We start from the raw sequence: 17781 nt of genomic DNA, 5'->3' as shown, positions 1-17781 counted from the left end.
CGCCTCACTTCAGGTCGGCGCTCAGCACGCCGCCGAACTGCTCCCAGGAGCTTCCGGTCCAGCGCTGCAGTTGAAGCTGCGTATAGGCCATGCTGTTGTCCGGCCCGGTGTTGATCGAGATGCCCGGCATCAGCGTCGGCAGCACCAGCCCCTTGATGCTGCGCGCCTGCCTGACGATGTTCTCTCGCGAGAGGTCGTCGCCGCACTGCTTCAGCACCTGCTCCAGGATCTGGCCCTGCTGTGTTCCGAACAGATAGTTGTTGTCGCCGATATCGGCGCCCGGCAGATACTTTTCGAAATGCGCGCGGTACCACTTCATGCCGGCATCGTCGGCCCACTTCTTGTCGTTCGGATCCTTGGTCACCGTTGCCACGACGACGCCCACCGCCTTGTCCGCGCCGGCCGGCACAATGGTCGCGGAGACCGAACTCGACACGTAGTTGACGATGGTGAGCGGCGACCAGCCGATCTCGCTCGCCTTCTTGATCGCTTGCGCAGCGAATTTCGGCGTGCCGGCGATCAGGAACGCCTGGGCGCCGGACGACTTCAACTGCACCACGCGGGATTCGATGGTCGGCTCGGTGACCTCATAGGGGGACGTCACGACCTTCCTGTCGAAATCGGCCTTCAGCGTTTCCCTGAACGCAGTCACGAAATCGCGGCCGAGGTCGTCGTTCTGGTACAGGATCGCGATCTTCGCGTCGGGCGCGGTCTGCGTGATGTACCTGGCGTAGATTTTCCCTTCGGTGTTGTAGCTCGGCAGCCCCGTGGTCGTCATCGGGAACTCGGCGAAGTTCGTGAACTTGGTCGCGCCGCTGACGACGAAGAGATGCGGCACCTTCTTCGCGGTGACGTATTTGATGGTCGCACCGATGCCGGGTGTGCCGAGCGGGCTGAACAGGAACGCCACCTCGTCGCTCTCGATCAGCTTCCTGGTCTGCTCGACGGCCTTTGGTGGCGAATAGGCGTCATCATAGGTGATCAGGTTGATCTTGCGGCCATTGACGCCGCCGCGGTCGTTGACCGAGTTGACGTAGGCGATCAGGCCCTTGCCGGTGTTGCTGAGCGGCGAGGCCGGGCCGCTGAACGGAAACGTCGCGCCGACCTTGATCTCCGATTCCGAGACGCCGGGCGTTTGGGCCGCGGCAGAACCTACGGCCAGCGTGGCCAGCACCGCGCTGGATAGCGCAATCGTCTTCAACATCATGAATTCCTCCCCTGATTTCTTCTACGAAATGCCGCTGCTGTGCAGCGGCTACCAATTCTCTCCAAACGGCCTGATCTCGACGTTGAACGACCACGCGCTGCGATCCTGATGCACGGTGTGCCAGACCTCGTTCGCGATCGCCTTCGGCTTGATGAAGAAGTCGTCCGGCCGCTCCGGCCAGCGTTTGCGGGTCCACTCCAGATCGATCACGGCGTCGATCACCACATAGGCGACGTGCACGCCTTGCGGACCCAGGTCGCGCGCCATCGCTTCGGCAAGAATCCGCTGCGCCGCCTTGGTCGGCGCAAAGCCGGCGAAGCCGGCCTTGCCGCGCAGCGCCGAGGTGTTGCCGGTCGCAACGATGGCGCCCTTCCCGGCGCCGATCATCGCCGGGGTAAATCGCCGTGCCAAATACAGCAGCCCCATCGTGTTGACCTGGAAATTGCGATTGAGGATTTGCGGATCGATGTCGCGGAAAGTACCGAACGCGCCGCCGACGGCATTATGGATGATGACGGCGGGGTTGCCGAGATCGCGCTCCACGGCGGACGCCATCGCCTCGATCTGCGCGGCATCGGAGACATCGCAACGATAGGCCTTTGCGCCCGGCAGCTCGCTTTCGAGCGCGGCGAGCCGCTCCTCGTTCCGCGCCAGCATCGCCACGCGATAGCCGCCCTCGGCAAACCTTCTTGCAAGCGCGGAACCGGTGCCGGGGCCGACGCCGGATATCAGGCAGACAGGTGCGGTCATGCGATCGATCTCCGTGCTGCGGCGTGGTCAGGCGGCAGCCTTGGACAGCAGTTTCTCGACATAGGGCTTGAGCTCCGGCCGGAAATGCTCGTGCGCAACCAGCCCGGCGAAATGGGCGAACATCAGCGGATAGTCCTGCTGCACGCCGGGGTGCAGGATCTTCTCCAGCCCCCGCTCGCGCAGTTGCTCGGCCCGCGCATGCTCGTTCATGAACAATGCAAGCTCAGCGGCAAAACAGATATCGGCGAGCGTGATGGTTTCGCCCACCAGCGCATCGCGTTGCGGCGACAGCGCCTGCTCTATCCCTGAGGCATAGATCGTGAATGCGTCCGCGGCGCGTTTGTGGATGGCCGCATCGACCGTGCCGCCCGAGAGCGCAAGCAGATAGATCTGCGAGTCCCGCGCGAACACCAGGCTGACATCGAGGAAGCTGTCGATCCTCGAGGCTTCATACGCGTCACGGCCGTAGAGGGGATGCTTGGCCGCGCCGAGCCGCGCCACCGTCCGCATGATGCTGTTCGATTCGAAGATGCCGACCTTGCCGTCGGGCCCGAACGCCGCGGGCACGTTGCCGAACGGCTGCGCCGCCATGAACGCATCGGTCTTGAACAGTTGCGCGCCGGTCAGCCCGACCCGCCCGGTGCGCGCGAGCGCGGATAGCGATGCGCGCTCCTCTTCGGCCAGCGGCCGGGCATCATAGTCCCACAGCCAGTCCCGCAATTCCTTGCCGGACGCGCCGCGGACCTCGACGTCGACGCCGCAGAACCGGGCGGCGATGGTCGCCTTCCAGACGCGCGGGTTCGGCAAGTACGAGAAGATGCGCAGGTCGGCCATCGTGGATCGCTCCCGGATGCGGCGGTTCAGGCGGCAAGCTTGAGGATCTTGACGACGTCGCCCGGCTCGCGGATCGGCTGCGGATTCGCCCGCGTGAAGATCGACAGCATCGCGTTCTTGCCGATCAACTCGAACCGATCCTCGGCGACGCCGACATCGGCGAGCCGGCGCGGCAGGCCGAGCTCGGCGATGAGGCCGGCGAAGGCCTCGCTGGCGTCGCGTCCCGGCGCACCGAGCGCGGCGGCGATCGATCTCTGTGCGGCTTCGGTGGCGGGGCGGTTGTACTTCAGCACGCTCGGCATCATCACCGCCGTGCAGAAGTAGTGCGGCACGTCGCAGGTGCCGCCGAGCACATGGCCGATCGCGTGGCTCGCGCCCATCGGCACCCGCGACTGCAACCCGAAGGCCGACAGCCAGGAGCCAAGCTGGCAGCTTAGCCGCGCAGCTTCGTCGTCGGGATCAGCCTTGGTACGCAGCAGGCCGTCATGCAGATAGCGCAGCCCCTGCTGGCAGACCGCGTCGACCAGCACGTTGGGACGGCTGGAGCAGATTGCCTCGATGCCGTGATCCATCGCCCGCGTGCCGGAGCCCAGCCAGAGCTTTTCCGGTGTGTATTTCGTCATCGCCGGATCGAGGATGATCGCCCGCGGCATCATCATCGGGTGATTGAATATCTGCTTCAGCTTGCGGCTGGTGTCGGTAACCAGCGCGCCGGAATTGTATTCGCCGCCCGAGAGCGTGCTGGGGATCGCGATCATCCGCACTTTAGGCGTCCGAAACGGCCCGAAGCGGCGGTCCGGCGTGGTCTCGTAGCCGTCGAGCCCGGCGGGTTCGAAGATTTCATTCTCCATGCACATCAGCACGATCTTCGCGGCATCGACCACCGAGCCGCCGCCGATCGCGACGACCAGATCGGCCTTCGCCTCACTGGCCTGCCGCGCGATCAGCGTCACCACGTCCCGCGTCGTGTGCTGCGGCACGCCGTCGAAGGTCGCGGCATGACGATCGCCGAGCGCCTTGCGGATCTTCTCGATCTCGTCGGTCGTGGTGTTCAAGGTCCGGCTGGCGATCAGATAGACACGCTTGGCGCCGAGCCGTTCGGCCTCCTCGCGCAGCGCCTCGGCCGCCGGCCTGCCGTAGATCACGGATTCCATAGCGGGATACTGATGACTGCCGACGACGCCCATACTCTTCGCTCCCTCGATGGTTCAGTGATCTACGCAGCCAATCGCGCCTACAGCTTGGAGAAGTCCGGCGGACGCCGCTCGGCGAAGGCCGCAAACGCCTCGCGCGCCTCCGGCGTCGTCAGCCGCTCCTTGAACAGCACACTCTCCTCGGCGATCTGCGCCGCGATCCGCTGATGCTCGCGCATGAGCCGCTTGGTCAGGCTGAGCGAGCCGGCAGGACGCTTGGTCAGCGCCACCGCCGCGTCATGTGCCTTCTTGCGTAGATCGGCCTGCGGCACCACCGCGTTGGCGAGGCCGCTTGCCAGCGCACCCGTCGCATCCATCGGCTCGCCGAGCGCGAACATCGCATAGGCGCGCGCGTGCCCGATCCGCAGCGGCAGCAGCCAGCTCGATGCGGCCTCCGGAACCAGCGCGAGATTGACGAACGGAGTGATCAGCCGCGCATTCTCGGCGAGATAAACGAGGTCGCAGTGCAGCAGCATGGTGGTGCCGACGCCGACAGCATTGCCCTGCACCGCAGCGACGATCGGCTTGCCGACCTTGCTGATGGTGTCGATGAAGCGATGCGCGGGGCTGTCGACCGTACCCTCACCGCGCGCCTGGCTGGCGAAATCGGCGAGGTCGTTGCCGGCGGTAAAGCTGTCGCCATCGCCCTGGAACAGGATGACGCGGACGGAAGCGTCCGCCTCGGCCTGCTTGAGCGCGTCGGACATCGCGTTGTACATCGCGCCGGTCAACGCGTTCTTCTTCTCCGGACGCTGCAGTGTCAGCGTCAGGATGCCATCCGATAGTTCGGTCTTGACGTGTTCGGTCATGGCACTCTCCGTCAGGCGACCGCGCGGGTCGGCTTGGTTTCAACGACGCCGTCGAGGAAGCCGGTCAGCCGCCGGCGGATGATTTCTTCGGCCTCGCTCATGATGCGGTCGATCAGCTCCTTGACCGTCGGGACGTCATGGATCAGGCCGACCACCATGCCGCAGCTCCAGGCACCGGCATCCATCTCGCCGTCGATCATCACCTTGGGGTAGACGCCGGCGACCTGCTCGTGGATGTCCTCGATCCTCAATTTGCCGCCCTTCTCGCGCTCGATCTCGAGCAGCTCGTCGACGCCCTTGTTCTTCAGCACGCGTTCGGTGTTGCGCAGTGCTCGCATCACGAGACGAGTGTCGAGCTCGTTGGCTTCGACCAGCGCCTTCTTCACGTTGGGATGGACCGGCGCTTCCTTGGTGGCGATGAAGCGGGTGCCCATGTTCATGCCGGCCGCGCCCATCGACAGCGCCGCGACCAGGCTGCGCGCATCCGCCATGCCGCCGGAGGCGACGAACGGGATCGACAATTCCTCGTCGGCGCGCGGCAGCAGGATCATGTTGGGAACGTCATCCTCGCCGGGATGTCCGCCGCATTCGAAGCCGTCGACGCTGACCGCGTCGCAGCCGATCTTCTCGGCCTTCAGCGAATGCCGCACCGAGGTGCATTTGTGGATCACCTTGATGCCGGCCGCTTTCAGCGCCGGCATGTACTGCTCGGGGCTGCGGCCCGCCGTCTCCACGATCTTGACGCCGCCCTCTCGAATGGCCGCGATGTATTCCGGATAGGGCGGCGCGGTGAAGCTCGGCAGGAAGGTGAGGTTCACGCCGAACGGCTTGTCGGTCATGTCGCGGCAGCGCGCGATTTCCTTCGCCAGCAGCTCCGGCGTCTTCTGGGTGAGCCCGGTGATGATGCCGAGGCCGCCGGCGCTGGACACCGCCGCCGCCATCTCGGCAAAGCCGACATAGTGCATGCCGCCCTGGATGATAGGATGCTGGATGCCGAACAGTTCAGTGATCGCTGTCTTCACGTGTCGCTCCCAAATTGTCGATCAGTGGACGATTTCGAACAGGCCCGCGGCGCCCATGCCGCCACCGATGCACATGGTCACCACGCCGTATTTCGCCTTGCGCCGCCGGCCCTCGATCAGGAGGTGACCGGTGAGCCGCGCGCCGGTCATGCCATAGGGATGGCCGATCGCGATCGAGCCGCCGTTGACGTTCAGTTTGTCCGGATCGATGCCGAGCTTGTCGCGGCAATAGATCACCTGCACGGCATAGGCTTCATTCAGCTCCCAGAGGTCGATATCGTCAACCTTCAGATTGTGCCGCTTGAGCAGCCGCGGGATCGCGGCGACCGGACCAACACCCATCTCATCCGGCTCGACGCCGGCCGCGACGAAGCCGCGGAAGATGCCGAGCGGCTTGAGGCCCTTCTGCGCGGCGATCCGGTCGCTCATGACGACGCACGCCGAGGCACCGTCAGAGAGCTGGCTGGCATTGCCGGCGCTGATGGTCTTGCCCTCGAACACCGGCTTGATCTTGGCGAGGCCCTCGGCGGTCGTATCGGGGCGCGGTCCTTCATCCTTCGACAAGGTGACCTGCTGATAGCTGACTTCCCTGGTGTCCTTGTTGACCACGGCCATCCTGGTCGTGAACGGCACGATCTCGTCGTTGAAGCGGCCGCCCTGCAACGCGGCGCCGACGCGGCGCTGGCACTCCAGGCTGTACTCGTCCTGCTGGTCGCGGCCGATGCCGTAGCGCGCCGCGACGACCTCCGCGGTCTCCAGCATCGACATGTACATGTCCGGCTTCATCGCCATGAGTTCGTCGTCGACGGCGTGGAACTTGTTCATGTGCTCGTTCTGCACCAGGCTGATCGACTCGATGCCGCCGCCGATCGCGATCTCGACGCCGTCAAGCATCACCGAGCGCGCAGCGACCGCGATCGCCTGCAGGCCGGAGGCGCACTGCCGGTCGATCGTGGTGCCGGCGACCGTCACTGGCAGCCCGGCCCGGATCGCGCCCTTGCGCGCGACGTTCATCACCATGGTGCCCTGCTGCATCGCGCAGCCCATCACCACGTCCTCGACCTCGCCGGGCGCGATGCCGGCGCGCTTCACCGCCTCGGCCATGACATGGCCGGCCAGCGTCGGACCCTCGGTGTTGTTGAGCGCGCCGCGATAGGCCTTGCCGACGCCGGTGCGCGCGGTGGAGACGATGACTGCTTCGGGTGATGACATTGCTTGCCTCTCTGTCTCAGGCGGCCGCGTCGAGCTGCGCATAGCGCAGCACGTGATAGGCGGGATCGCCGAACTGGATGTTGATGGAGGAAATCCGCTTGAAGTAATGGCCGACATTGAGCTCGTCGGTCATGCCCATGCCGCCGTGCAGCTGCACCGCCTGGTCGGCGACGAATTTGCCGGAATAGCCGATCTTCGACTTTGCCCCGGATGCCAGCCGCGAGACGCCGGCATCGTTGCTGCTGAGGCTGAGCGACAGATGCTGCATCAGGGACAGCGCCTCCTGATGCGCGATGAACATGTCGACCATCCGGTGCTGCAGCACCTGAAAACTGCCGATCGTGGTGCCGAACTGCTTTCGCGTCTTGGAGTAGTCCAGCGTCGCCGCGTTCAGCTCGCCAATGGCGCCGACGGTCTCGGCGCAGAGCGCGCCGATCGCGCGGTCGCGGCAGGCTTCGAGCGCGGCAACGCCCTCGCCTTCGCGGCCCAGCAACTGCCCGCGAACGCCGCGCAGGCCGATCTCGGCGGCCCTGCGGCCGTCGATGGTCTTGAAGCTTTGCAGATCGAGATTGGCCGCACGGCGATCGACCACGAACAGACTGACGCCGCCGCGATCGTGCCGGTGGCCCGAGGTCCGCGCCGAGACGATCAGATAATCCGCCCAGGGCGCGGCCAGCACGGCCGTCTTGTCGCCGCTGAGGAGATAGTCCTCGCCGTCCCGCTTCGCCGTCGTGGTGACGGTCGCGAGGTCGAAGCGCGAGCCCTTCTCGGTCCACGCCAGCGCCCAGAGTTTGGTGCCCGCAACGATGTCGGCAATGAAGCCCTGCTTCTGCTCTTCGGATCCCGCCTGCTCGATCAGGCCGCCGGCAACGACGACGGTCTCCACGAACGGCTCGACCACGAGGTGACGGCCAAACTCCTGCATGATGATCATGGTCGACAGCGGTCCGCCGCCGAGGCCGCCGACGTCCTCGGCGAACGGCGCCGCGAGCAGGCCGAGCTCGGCGAACTCGGCCCATTGCTTGCGGCCAAATCCTTCCTCGCTGGCGACGATCTTGCGGCGCGCGTCGAAATCATACTGGTCGCGCAACAGCCGCTGGACGCTGGATCGCAACAATTCCTGCTCTTCCGTGAACTGGATATCCATCCGATCCTCTTCTTGCCGCGGTTGGCTAGAGTCCAAGCACCGCTTTCGCGATGATGTTGCGCTGGATCTCGTTCGATCCGCCGTAGATCGAGAGTTTTCGCGCGTTGAGATATTTCTCGGACGCCGTGTGGCCGTAGTCCGGGCCCGGCATGAAACGGTTGGCGCTGACCGGATGCTCGCGGATTGCAAGGCCGTAATTGCCGATGGCGCGGTGGGTCAGCTCGGTGATGTTCTGAAAGATCTCGGTGCCGCGGATCTTGAACAGCGACGCCGCCGGCCCCGGATCGATGCCGCGCGCCATCTGGGCGACGACGCGCAGCTCGGTCGCTTCCAGCGCCAGCACGTCGAGCTCGACGCGGGCGATGTCCCGGATGAATTCGAGATGCGCCGGATCATCCTCAGCAATCTCGGCCTTCACGATCTTTTTGAGCCGCTCGATGTAGCGCGTCGAGCGGCCGATGCCGGCCATGCTGGTGCGCTCATTGCCGAGCAGGAATTTGGCGTAGGTCCAGCCCTTGTTCTCCTCGCCGATCAGGTTCTCGGCGGGCACCCGGACGTTTTCCAGGAAAACGTCGTTGACCTCGTGCGAGCCGTCGATGGTGATGATCGGCCGCACGGTGACGCCCGGCGACTTCATGTCGATCAGGAGGAACGAGATGCCGGATTGCGGCTTGGCGGCGGGATCGGTGCGGACCAGGCAGAAGATCCAGTCGGCATGCTGCGCCAGCGTGGTCCAGGTCTTGTGGCCGTTGACGATGTAATGGTCGCCGTCGCGCACCGCCTTGGTGCGCACGGTGGCGAGGTCGGAGCCGGAGCCCGGCTCCGAATAGCCCTGGCACCACCAGTCCTCGCCCGAGAGGATGCGCGGCAAGAACTTCGCCTTCTGCGCCTCGTTGCCGAAAGTGTAGATCACCGGCCCGACCATGGTAACGCTGAACGCCAGCGGCGGCATCGTGCCGGCGCGCGTCGTCTCCTGCTCGAAGATGAAACGGCGGGTGATCGACCAGCCGGGGCCACCATGTTCCTTCGGCCACAACGGCGCGATCCAGCCCTTCTTGTGCAGGATGCGATGCCACAGCAGCATCTGCTCCTTGGAGAGGTCGGTCTCCGGGTTGGGAACGCGCATCTCCGCCGGATAATTGTCCTTGATGAAGGAGCGAACCTCGTCGCGGAAATCAGCATCTTCGGGAGATAGCGCGAGCTCCATTTGCCGTGCTCCCTACCACTTCTCGCCGAAGGGCCGGATCTCCAGCTCGAACGTCCAGGCGCTCTTCGGCTGCTGGTAGAGCTGCCAGTAGGACGCCGCAACCGAGGCGGGCGGCATCAGCAGATCGGGATCGTCGAGCGCGTTGGGGCCGAGCGCCTCGACGCGGCGCTGCCGCACCCATTCGGTGTCGACGCCGGCATCGATGATCAGATGAGCGACATGGATGTTCTTTGGACCGAGCTCGCGCGCCATCGCCTGCGCCACCGCGCGCAGGCCGAACTTGGCGCTGGCAAAGGCCGCATAGCCGCTGCCGCCGCGCAGCGAGGCGGTGGCGCCGGTGAAGAAGATGTTGCCGCCGCCGCGCGCCGTCATCAGCCGCGCGGCCTCGCGCCCGGCCAGGAAGCCGGAATAGCAGGCCATCTCCCACACCTTGCGGAACACGCGCTCGGTGGTCTCCAGAATCGGGAAATTGACGTTGGCGCCGATGTTGAAGATGCAGACCTCCAGCGGCGCGTGCTTGTCGGCATCGTTGAGGAAGGCTGTGATCTCCTCCTCCTTGCGCGCGTCGAGCGAGCGGGCGTGGATCTCCCCACCGAGAGCTTCGACTTCCTTGACCAGCGGCGCCAGCTTGTCGCCGTTGCGGCGGCCGGCGAAGATCGTGAAGCGTTCCGAGGCGAACTTCTTGGCAATCTCGCCGCCGATGAAGTCGCCGGCACCGATCACGGCAACCGTCCTGTTTCTCTTCTGCATGGTGGCCTCCGGCCTTGTCTTGCGTGAATGATCCTGCGGGCGCTGCGTCAGCTCGGGCTGCGCACCGACTCCGCCAGCTTGTGCTTCAGGAGCTTGCCCGTCGACGTGGCGGGCAGCGCGTCCATGACGATAATCTCAGACGGGCGCTTGTACGAGGTCAGTTGCGGCGCGACATGGGCCATCAGATCTTCCGCCGTGGTCGTCGCACCCTTGATCAGCTGCACGAAGGCCACGACCTCCTCATTGCCCTCGACCTGCCGGCCGACCACGGCGCATTGCACCACCGCATTGTGCGTGCTCAGCACCGCCTCGATCTCGGCCGGATAGACGTTGAACCCGGAGCGGATGATCATCTCCTTGGTTCGCCCGACGATGTAGAGGATGTCGTTGTCGAACCGGGCGAGGTCGCCGGTATTGAACCAGCCGTCGGGGTCGATCGCCTTCGCGGTCAGGTCGGGCGCGCGATAGTAGCCGCGCATCACGTTCGGGCCGCGCACGTGGAGCTCGCCGACCTCGCCATTGGCGACAGGCTTGCCGTCAAGGCTGACGAGCTTCGCCTCCAGACCCGGCAGGATGGTGCCGACCGCAGGATCGGTCCGCGGCGCATCGGGCCGCACGCCGGAGATTCCGGGCGAGCATTCGGTGATGCCATAGCCATTGAGCAGCGGCAGGCCGAGCTCCTGCTCGACCCGGGACTTGAGCTCGAGGTCGAGCGGCGCGCCGGCGACCGAGATCACGCGCAGCTTGCCGCGCTCGAGCTTCGGCAGGCCGGCATTGCGGCGGTATTCGAGCAGACGCTGATAGGTCGCGGGCACGCCGTTGAGGATCGTGATGCCCTCCTCGGCCATCGCCTTCACCAGCGCGGCCGGATCGTATTTGGCGACGAGGCGCACGGTGGCGCCGACCATCAAGGTCATCGTCAGCAGCGAGATGCCGACGATGTGCGAGATCGGAAGCACGCAATACTGCACGTCATCGGCGGCCATGTTGCGGAACGCCGCGGTGCCGCGGGCGCTGAACAACAGATTGCGGTGGGTCAGCATCACGCCCTTCGGCGTTCCCGTGGTGCCCGACGTGTAGATGAGAACCGCGACCTGCTTGGCGCCATCGGCCTCGACCGGCTCGGCCACGGTCGCGACGTTCACATTGGTGACGGCGATGCCGCGGAGCGCGCCGACATCCTGCACACTCGCCTGATAACGCGTGGCGTGTGCGGCCGCCTCCTGCGAGACCTCGGCGGTGAGGAACACGCGGCGGGTGCCGCTGTGCTCCCTGATCTGATCGATCTCCCGCGGCGACAGCCGCGGGTTGACCACGATCGCCCAGGCGTCGAGCCGGCTCGCCGCCAGCAGCAGACAGGCCAGCGGAATTGAATTTTCGCTGACGATCATCATGCGGTCGCCGGCGCGGATGCCGAGCCCGCGCAACGCCTCGGCGACGCCGCCGACCGTGCGATCAAGCTCGCGATAGGTTAGCCGGATCGTGTCGTCGATCAGCGCCGGATGATCCGGCGTCGCCGCGACATGGCGGTCTATCACCTCGTGGATGCGGTTCGGCAGGCCCTCTACACTTCCCACCACCGTTTGCGTCAACGCCACCACCGAAACCTCCCTGCGACGGCCCTTGGGGCCTGTTTGCTTTCCGGGGACCCGCCTGCTCAGGCGGTCTTGCGCTGCCCTGCGGCGAGCTGAGCTATGATCTCTTCCTCGACCTCGCGGACGCGGTCCTTGCCGAAGAAGATCTCGTCGCCGACATAGAAGGTCGGCGAGCCGAACGAGCCGCGCGCCACGGCATCCGAGGTGTTCTCGATCAGCTTCTTCTTGACCTCGTCCTGCTGCGCCCGGGCGATGATGCGGTCGATATCGAGCCCGGAGGACAGGAACGCCTCGCGGAACACCTGCGGGTCGTCCATCTTCTTCGGCTCGACCCACATGTGGTGATAGGCGGCACGGAAATAGGGCTCGAACAGCCCCTCGAACTCGGCGGCGACCACACCGCGCATCAGCATCAACGTGTTGACCGGAAAGAAGGGGTTCAGCTCGAACTTGGTGATGTTGTAGCGCCGCAGGAAGCGCTCGGTCTCGAGCGCGTTGTATTCCGGCTTGTTCTTGATCCCGCGCAGCGACTCGCCCGGCGACATGTTGCCGGTCGCCTTGTAGACGCCGCCGAGCAGCACCGGGACATAGGCGAACTTGACGCCGGTGCGGCGCTCGATCTCCGGCAGCGCCAGCTCGGCGAGATAGGCGTTGGGACTGCCAAAATCGAAGTGGAATTCGACCTTGAGCGGAGCAGCCATGGAAACGCCCTTCCCTTTGTATGGCGGGGCCAGCCGGCCACCGCGTTTGATCGTGCCCCGGACATTAAGTTCTATTTTAGAACTGTCAATATGATATTTGTCATGCAATGGCTCATGCGAAGCCATCCTGTTGAAATGACATTAGTTCTGTTTTAGAATTTTATTTGCGATGTCGTCGCAGACCGCTGGAGACGCCGATGAAATGGGATGCCCTCGAAGAGGAGCCGTGCTCGCTGGCCCGCACCGTGGCCGTGATCGGCGACCGCTGGAGCCTGTTGATCCTGCGCGAATGCTTCCTGCGCATCCGCCGCTTCGACGATTTCCAGGCCTCGCTCGGGATCACCCGCCACCTGCTCGCCGACCGGCTGAAGAAGCTGGTGCGGTTCGGCGTGCTGCGCAAGATTCCCTATCAGGATGCGCCGAAGCGCTACGAATACATCCTGACGCAGAAGGGCCTCGACCTCTATCCGATCATCATGTCGATCGTGCACTGGGGCAACATCCACATGGTCGACTCGCGCGGCCGGCCGATGCTGCACCAGCACAAGAACTGCCAGAAGATGTTCGACCCCGTGATGGTCTGCTCGGAATGCGGCGAGCCGCTGAGCGCGAAGGAGGTGCACGTCCATCCGGGCCCCGGCGCGCGAAAATCCTCACCCGTGCATGCGAGGGCACAGGAGCGAGGCAAGCGGGGCGTTGAGCAGGGCTAGATATTCGTTAGCCGAACGCAAGCAGCCGGATGGCTATTGCTCGCGTTCCTTCAGCGCAACGGCGCAGCCATCAAGACGACGTTGCCACCGAGCAGGCAGCCGACCGGACGGCCGCCGGCGAAACCGATCCGCACCCGGATCTCCGACAGCCGTCCCATCGCACGTCCCTGCAGGATTCGAATCTCGTCGTCGCTGGGAGCGACCAGACCGTAGTCGAGCAGGCCGAATGCCAGCGCCGCAGCGGCAATCCCGGTTGCGGCATCCTCGCGATAGCCCGACGAGCGCGGGAATTGCCGCGCCTCGAACAGCCGCGCGGCGCGGTCGATCACCGCAAAAGGATAAAGCCCGCTCGATCCGATCCGGCCGCAGACCGCCTCGACATCCGCGACGGCGGGATCAAGCGCATGGAGCGCATCGGGCGAGCGCATCGGGACCAGCGTCTTGACCCGCGACGTGACCGCGTTGCACGGCACTCCCTCGCCGATCGAATCGGGCCCGGCTGCCAGGGCCCGCAGCACGTCATCGCGCTGTTGTGCGGTGAGCGGAACGCTCTTTCCGGCCGGCTGGGTGATCTCGGCACGAATCCCGCCGCCGCGGTCGCGGCTGATGTACCCGGTGACCGGACCGCTGCGCGTCGAGATCCTGATGGTGTCGCCGGTCAGTTTTCCCTGTCGGGCGAGCAACCACAATGCGCCGATGGTCGCGTGGCCGCACATTTCCATTTCATGGTTCGGAACGAAGAAGCGGAACGTCAGGTCGAAATCATCGCTCTCCGCCGGCAGCACGAAGCCGGACTCGTGGCCATGGCGGCGCGCGACGCCCTGCATGTCGGAAGCGCTCATGCTCCCCGCATCCACCACGATCGGACAGGGGTTGCCACCCTCCCCGTCCACCGTGAACACGCTGACCAGTTCAACTGCCGTCATGATGTATCCTTGCACAAATCCTTGTTGCAGCTAGCCCATGCTCGGCGCGACTGCGTCCACGACTTCATTGGTGAAGCTGTCCGCAAGGGGCACCGTAACGGCTTTCCCTTCACCATCGCGAAGAAAATCGTAGTTGCGCTGCATGCCATCAGCGGTGATCCGCGGCGTTGCCGGGAAAGCCGCCACGTTCTGGGTCCAAGCCGATGTGAATTCATCCGGGGGCGTCTTCTCGAAGAACGATCGAACCGCAGCCTTCGCCTCGTCCGGGCTGGTCTTCATCAAGCGCAGTCCCTTCCACAGCGCGCGGACGACCTTTTGCGCCTTGTCCTTCTGACCGGATATCCAGTCGTTGCGCGCGATCAGCGTATAGAACGCGATGTCGGCCAGCGGCTTGTATTCTCCCTTGGCGAAGTCGAAGACGCTGAGACCGCCGAAGCGCAGCACACCTGCGGTCGAGGTCGGTGCCGAGAGCGCATAGCCGTCGATCCGCTTTTGTGCGTATGCCGCCAGCATGTTGGCACCACCGCCGATCGGTGTGATGGTGAGATCGCGGTCCGGATCGAGACCGCCGAAACGCGCAATGTGGCGCACCATGAGGTCGGTCAGGCTGCCGGGCCCGGCGACGGCGATGGTCAGCCCCTTGAGCGCGGCGGCTTTCGCTTTCGGATCTTTCAGCCCGGCCATCCCGGTTCGCTGGGCGGCTTCCTTGGCAATCACGAGGTCGGAGCCGAACTGGCTCTGCACGGCGGCGAAGCTCTTCACGGCCTGCCCTTTCTCCTGGGCGCGGAGCTGAATGCCGGGATTGCCGACATAGATGTCGGCCTGTCCGCCGAGCACCGCGGCGAGCGCCTCGGCGCCGCCCTTCTGAAACACGACAATCTCGGCGTCGAGCCCCTCGTCGGCGAAATAGCCGAGCTTCCGCGCCACGTAGAGCGGCAGGTAGATGAATCCCTCCGACGGCTGGCCGAGCACAACACGCGGACGCACCGACTGCGCGGCCGCCGGCTTTGGCCCGGCGACACTGGTCAGACCGGCCGCGGCGGCGGCCAGCATGTCACGGCGAGAGAGCATCATGATGTTTCCCCGATGATCCGATCGATTGGCAAGTGAGATTCAGACCGTCGCCTCGCGCAACTCGTCGGCCGTCTTCCACGGCATCAGGCGGGTTTCGGCCTGCTTGACTGCAAAATTCAGCAGCATCGCCAGCGCCACGATGCCGAGCAGCGCCGCAAAGACGCCGGCGGTGTCGAACTTGGCCGCGGCGTCGGATACGAGGAAGCCGAGGCCGCGGTTCGATGCGATGATCTCGCCGACGACCGCGCCGATCAGCGCGTAGGGCACCGATAGCCGCAGCCCCGCGAATACCCAGGTGATCGCCGAAGGCACCACCACCTTGGTCAGCAGATGACGTTCGTTCGCTCCCATCAGACGGATCACCAGCAGCTGTTCGTGGCTGACGTTGCGCACGCCGGTGTAGGTGTTGAGGAACACCAGGAAGAACACCGTCACCGCGGCCAGGATGATCTTCATCTCGATCCCGATCCCGAACCACAGCACGAACAGCGGCGCGAGCGCGACCTTGGGCAGGCTGTAGAACGCGGTGAGGAACGGGTCGAGGACGTCGGCAAGGAATGCCGATCGTCCGAGCGCCAGCCCGACCACGACGCCGCAGCTACCGCCGATGACGAATCCGAGCAGCGCTTCCGCCGTCGTGATCCCGGCATGGAAGGCAAAGTCGCCGGAGCGCAGGAGCGACCAGAAGCTCGCGCCGATCGCACCGGGCGTCGAGACGTAGAAGTCGAAATGACCGAGGGTCGATCCGAATTGCCAGAGCAGCAACAGCACGGCGAGAAGCAGTAGCCGTGCACCGACGAGCACGGTGCGATTGGTGGAGATCATGGCCGTTGCTCCCCAGACATCGCCGCCGCATCTGTGCTGCCGGCGCCGAGCCCGGAGGTCAACATGCCCCAGAGCTCGTTGGTGAAGGCGTGGTGCCGCGGATCGAAGCGCAGGCGCATCAGATCGCGCTGCTTCGGCAGCGGATTTCAGATCGCGCTGCTTCGGCAGCGGATTGTCGATCACCCCGGCGATCGTTCCCGGCCGTCCCTGAAACATGACGCAGACGTCCGCGAGGGCCGCAGCTTCCTCGATGTCATGCGTCACGAACAGCACGGTCTTGTTCAATTCACGGCAGATCTTCAAGAGCTCCGCCTGCAAGGTCAGGCGCAGCTGCGCATCCAGCGCGCCGAACGGCTCGTCGAGCAGCAGGGTTTCGCGATCGGCAGCGAGCAATCTGGCGAGCGCTGCGCGCTTGCGCATGCCGCCCGACAGCTGGCTGGGATACGATTGTGGAAAGTCGGCAAGTCCGACCAGCGCAAGCAGGCGTTCGATCCGCTCGCGCCGCTCCGCGCGCGGGATGCCGGCGATTTCCATCGGCACGGCAATATTGGATGCAACGCTCCGCCAGGGCAGCAGATGATCGGCCTGCGTCATGTACGCGACGTTGGGATTGAGCGCGGTGACGGGCCGTCCGCCATAGATGACCTGCCCTTGGGTCGGCGCCGTGAGACCGGCCGCGAGATTGAGCAGGGTGGATTTTCCGCAGCCGGACGGACCGAGCAGAATGGCGATCTGTCCGCGCCGGATCCGCAGTGTCACGTCCCGGATCGCAGTGTACCGTCCGCCGACCAGCGGAAACGTCTTGGTGACGTTGGTGAAGATCACCAGATCGTCCGAACCGACCTCGATCACGACAGCCTCCCGACGTACCTCTCATACGCGGGAGCAACGCTATACGAAGCGCGTTTGACGGCGCGCGTCCGTCCGGGCCCTAATTCTTGACCGAACGGGCCATCGCCCGGCGAACGTCCGAGGGCGAGCGGCCTTCGGTCCGCCGCATTGCGCGGGAGAGCGCCGAGCCGCTCTCGAAGCCGACGCGGAAGGCGATCTCTCCTACCGGCAGGTCGGTGCCGGCCAGCATCCGGCGCGCGAGCGCCATTCGCGTGTCGTGATGATACTCGGCGATCGACTGCCCGGTGAGATCACGGAACAGCCGGGTCAGATGCCGGCGTGATGTCGCGAAACGATCCGCGAGCGCATCGAGTGAAAGCTCTTGTGCCGCACGTTCGGTGAGGAAGGCCTGGATTTCCCGCACCAGGGCGGCGCCATGGCCGCGCGATGTCGCCGCCGGCAACGGATCGGCTTTTTCGATCTCGAGAAAGCAACTCGCGAGCAGCGCGGCCGAGATGTGACGGAGCGCGATGTCGGGCCGGTCCGCATCCCGCTGCCGGCATAGACCGCGCAGCGTTGCGATCTCGGGTGTTGCGGCGAACACGGCGGTGGCGCGGACCCGATGCTTGACCCGGGACAGCGAGCCCGCCTGCGCCTCGATCCGGTGCAGTGCCCGATCGGTGATGTAGAAAGCGAGATGCGCCTGCGTGTCGCGCAGCGCCTTGGTCTGATGCGCATGGTTGGCCGGCACGACCGCGAAGCGGTCCTCCGAGATCCACGCGCCCTCGGGGCGATCCTGGTGACACAGGTCGAGCGCGCCGACCCGCGGCAGCAGCAACATCATGCAGTCGTGCCAGTGCCATGGCATCGCGTAAGCGCCGGATGGGCTGGCGAGCAGGGCTTGCCTCGAATCCGCCGCGACGACCGCATTCGCGGACGCCGTCGCGCACAGCATGTCGAAGGATCGCAGCATCGCCGCCGATTATAG

Annotated in this window: 17 protein-coding genes; 1 reads left to right on the top strand and 16 read right to left on the bottom strand. The window is 65.3% G+C overall.

All coding sequences use genetic code 11. The annotated features are described in order from the left end of the window. Window positions 1-4 precede the first annotated feature (4 nt). Genes JQ633_RS08220 through JQ633_RS08165 form a run of 12 tightly spaced genes read right to left on the bottom strand, consistent with a single transcriptional unit; the run spans window position 5 to window position 12427 of the window. Window positions 5-1204, bottom strand: a complete 1200-nt coding sequence (locus JQ633_RS08220) for an ABC transporter substrate-binding protein (protein WP_433995636.1) — start codon at window positions 1202-1204, stop codon at window positions 5-7. A 51-nt stretch (window positions 1205-1255) separates the two neighbouring features. Next, complete coding sequence (locus tag JQ633_RS08215) at window positions 1256-1957, bottom strand: SDR family NAD(P)-dependent oxidoreductase (RefSeq protein ID WP_211984410.1); 702 nt, start codon at window positions 1955-1957, stop codon at window positions 1256-1258. Between the two features lie 27 nt (window positions 1958-1984). Beyond that, window positions 1985-2791: a glutathione S-transferase gene (locus JQ633_RS08210; protein ID WP_211984409.1), complete on the bottom strand. Its 807-nt coding sequence runs from the start codon at window positions 2789-2791 to the stop codon at window positions 1985-1987. A gap of 26 nt (window positions 2792-2817) precedes the next feature. Beyond that, window positions 2818-3978: an iron-containing alcohol dehydrogenase gene (locus tag JQ633_RS08205; RefSeq protein WP_211984408.1), complete on the bottom strand. Its 1161-nt coding sequence runs from the start codon at window positions 3976-3978 to the stop codon at window positions 2818-2820. A 47-nt stretch (window positions 3979-4025) separates the two neighbouring features. After that, complete coding sequence (locus tag JQ633_RS08200; RefSeq protein WP_211984407.1) at window positions 4026-4793, bottom strand: enoyl-CoA hydratase; 768 nt, start codon at window positions 4791-4793, stop codon at window positions 4026-4028. Window positions 4794-4804: 11 nt separating this feature from the next. Next, window positions 4805-5815, bottom strand: a complete 1011-nt coding sequence (locus JQ633_RS08195) for an NAD(P)H-dependent flavin oxidoreductase (protein WP_211984406.1) — start codon at window positions 5813-5815, stop codon at window positions 4805-4807. A gap of 21 nt (window positions 5816-5836) precedes the next feature. Beyond that, window positions 5837-7027, bottom strand: coding sequence for an acetyl-CoA C-acyltransferase (locus JQ633_RS08190; RefSeq protein WP_211984404.1), 1191 nt, complete (start codon window positions 7025-7027; stop codon window positions 5837-5839). A 16-nt stretch (window positions 7028-7043) separates the two neighbouring features. Beyond that, a complete protein-coding gene (locus JQ633_RS08185; RefSeq protein ID WP_211984402.1) occupies window positions 7044-8174 on the bottom strand; it encodes an acyl-CoA dehydrogenase family protein in 1131 nt (376 codons plus the stop codon). 25 nt (window positions 8175-8199) lie between these two features. Then, complete coding sequence (locus JQ633_RS08180; RefSeq protein WP_211984400.1) at window positions 8200-9381, bottom strand: acyl-CoA dehydrogenase family protein; 1182 nt, start codon at window positions 9379-9381, stop codon at window positions 8200-8202. A gap of 12 nt (window positions 9382-9393) precedes the next feature. Continuing rightward, on the bottom strand, window positions 9394-10131 hold the full coding sequence (locus JQ633_RS08175; protein ID WP_211984398.1) for an SDR family oxidoreductase: 738 nt from the start codon (window positions 10129-10131) through the stop codon (window positions 9394-9396). Between the two features lie 47 nt (window positions 10132-10178). After that, complete coding sequence (locus tag JQ633_RS08170; protein WP_349631537.1) at window positions 10179-11729, bottom strand: class I adenylate-forming enzyme family protein; 1551 nt, start codon at window positions 11727-11729, stop codon at window positions 10179-10181. 59 nt (window positions 11730-11788) lie between these two features. Further along, entirely contained in the window at window positions 11789-12427 is a 639-nt protein-coding gene (locus JQ633_RS08165) for a 2-hydroxychromene-2-carboxylate isomerase (RefSeq protein WP_211984395.1), read from the bottom strand. A 197-nt stretch (window positions 12428-12624) separates the two neighbouring features. Between JQ633_RS08165 and JQ633_RS08160 the strand changes: the two genes are divergently transcribed. Continuing rightward, complete coding sequence (locus JQ633_RS08160; RefSeq protein ID WP_211984394.1) at window positions 12625-13137, top strand: winged helix-turn-helix transcriptional regulator; 513 nt, start codon at window positions 12625-12627, stop codon at window positions 13135-13137. A gap of 50 nt (window positions 13138-13187) precedes the next feature. Here JQ633_RS08160 and JQ633_RS08155 read toward each other — a convergent pair whose 3' ends face one another. The 4 genes from JQ633_RS08155 to JQ633_RS08140 form a co-directional block, all read right to left on the bottom strand. Then, window positions 13188-14063: a PhzF family phenazine biosynthesis protein gene (locus JQ633_RS08155; RefSeq protein WP_211984393.1), complete on the bottom strand. Its 876-nt coding sequence runs from the start codon at window positions 14061-14063 to the stop codon at window positions 13188-13190. Between the two features lie 30 nt (window positions 14064-14093). Further along, window positions 14094-15137 (bottom strand): ABC transporter substrate-binding protein, encoded by a 1044-nt coding sequence (locus tag JQ633_RS08150; protein ID WP_211984392.1) that lies wholly within the window; start codon window positions 15135-15137, stop codon window positions 14094-14096. A gap of 39 nt (window positions 15138-15176) precedes the next feature. After that, entirely contained in the window at window positions 15177-16814 is a 1638-nt protein-coding gene (locus JQ633_RS08145; RefSeq protein WP_211984391.1) for an ATP-binding cassette domain-containing protein, read from the bottom strand. Between the two features lie 79 nt (window positions 16815-16893). Then, a complete protein-coding gene (locus JQ633_RS08140; protein ID WP_211984390.1) occupies window positions 16894-17766 on the bottom strand; it encodes an AraC family transcriptional regulator in 873 nt (290 codons plus the stop codon). Window positions 17767-17781: the final 15 nt, after the last annotated feature.

Origin of the sequence: Bradyrhizobium tropiciagri (genome assembly GCF_018130505.1) — a bacterium.
Taxonomy (GTDB): domain Bacteria; phylum Pseudomonadota; class Alphaproteobacteria; order Rhizobiales; family Xanthobacteraceae; genus Bradyrhizobium; species Bradyrhizobium tropiciagri_B.
This window is presented reverse-complemented; position numbering and strand designations above follow the sequence as displayed.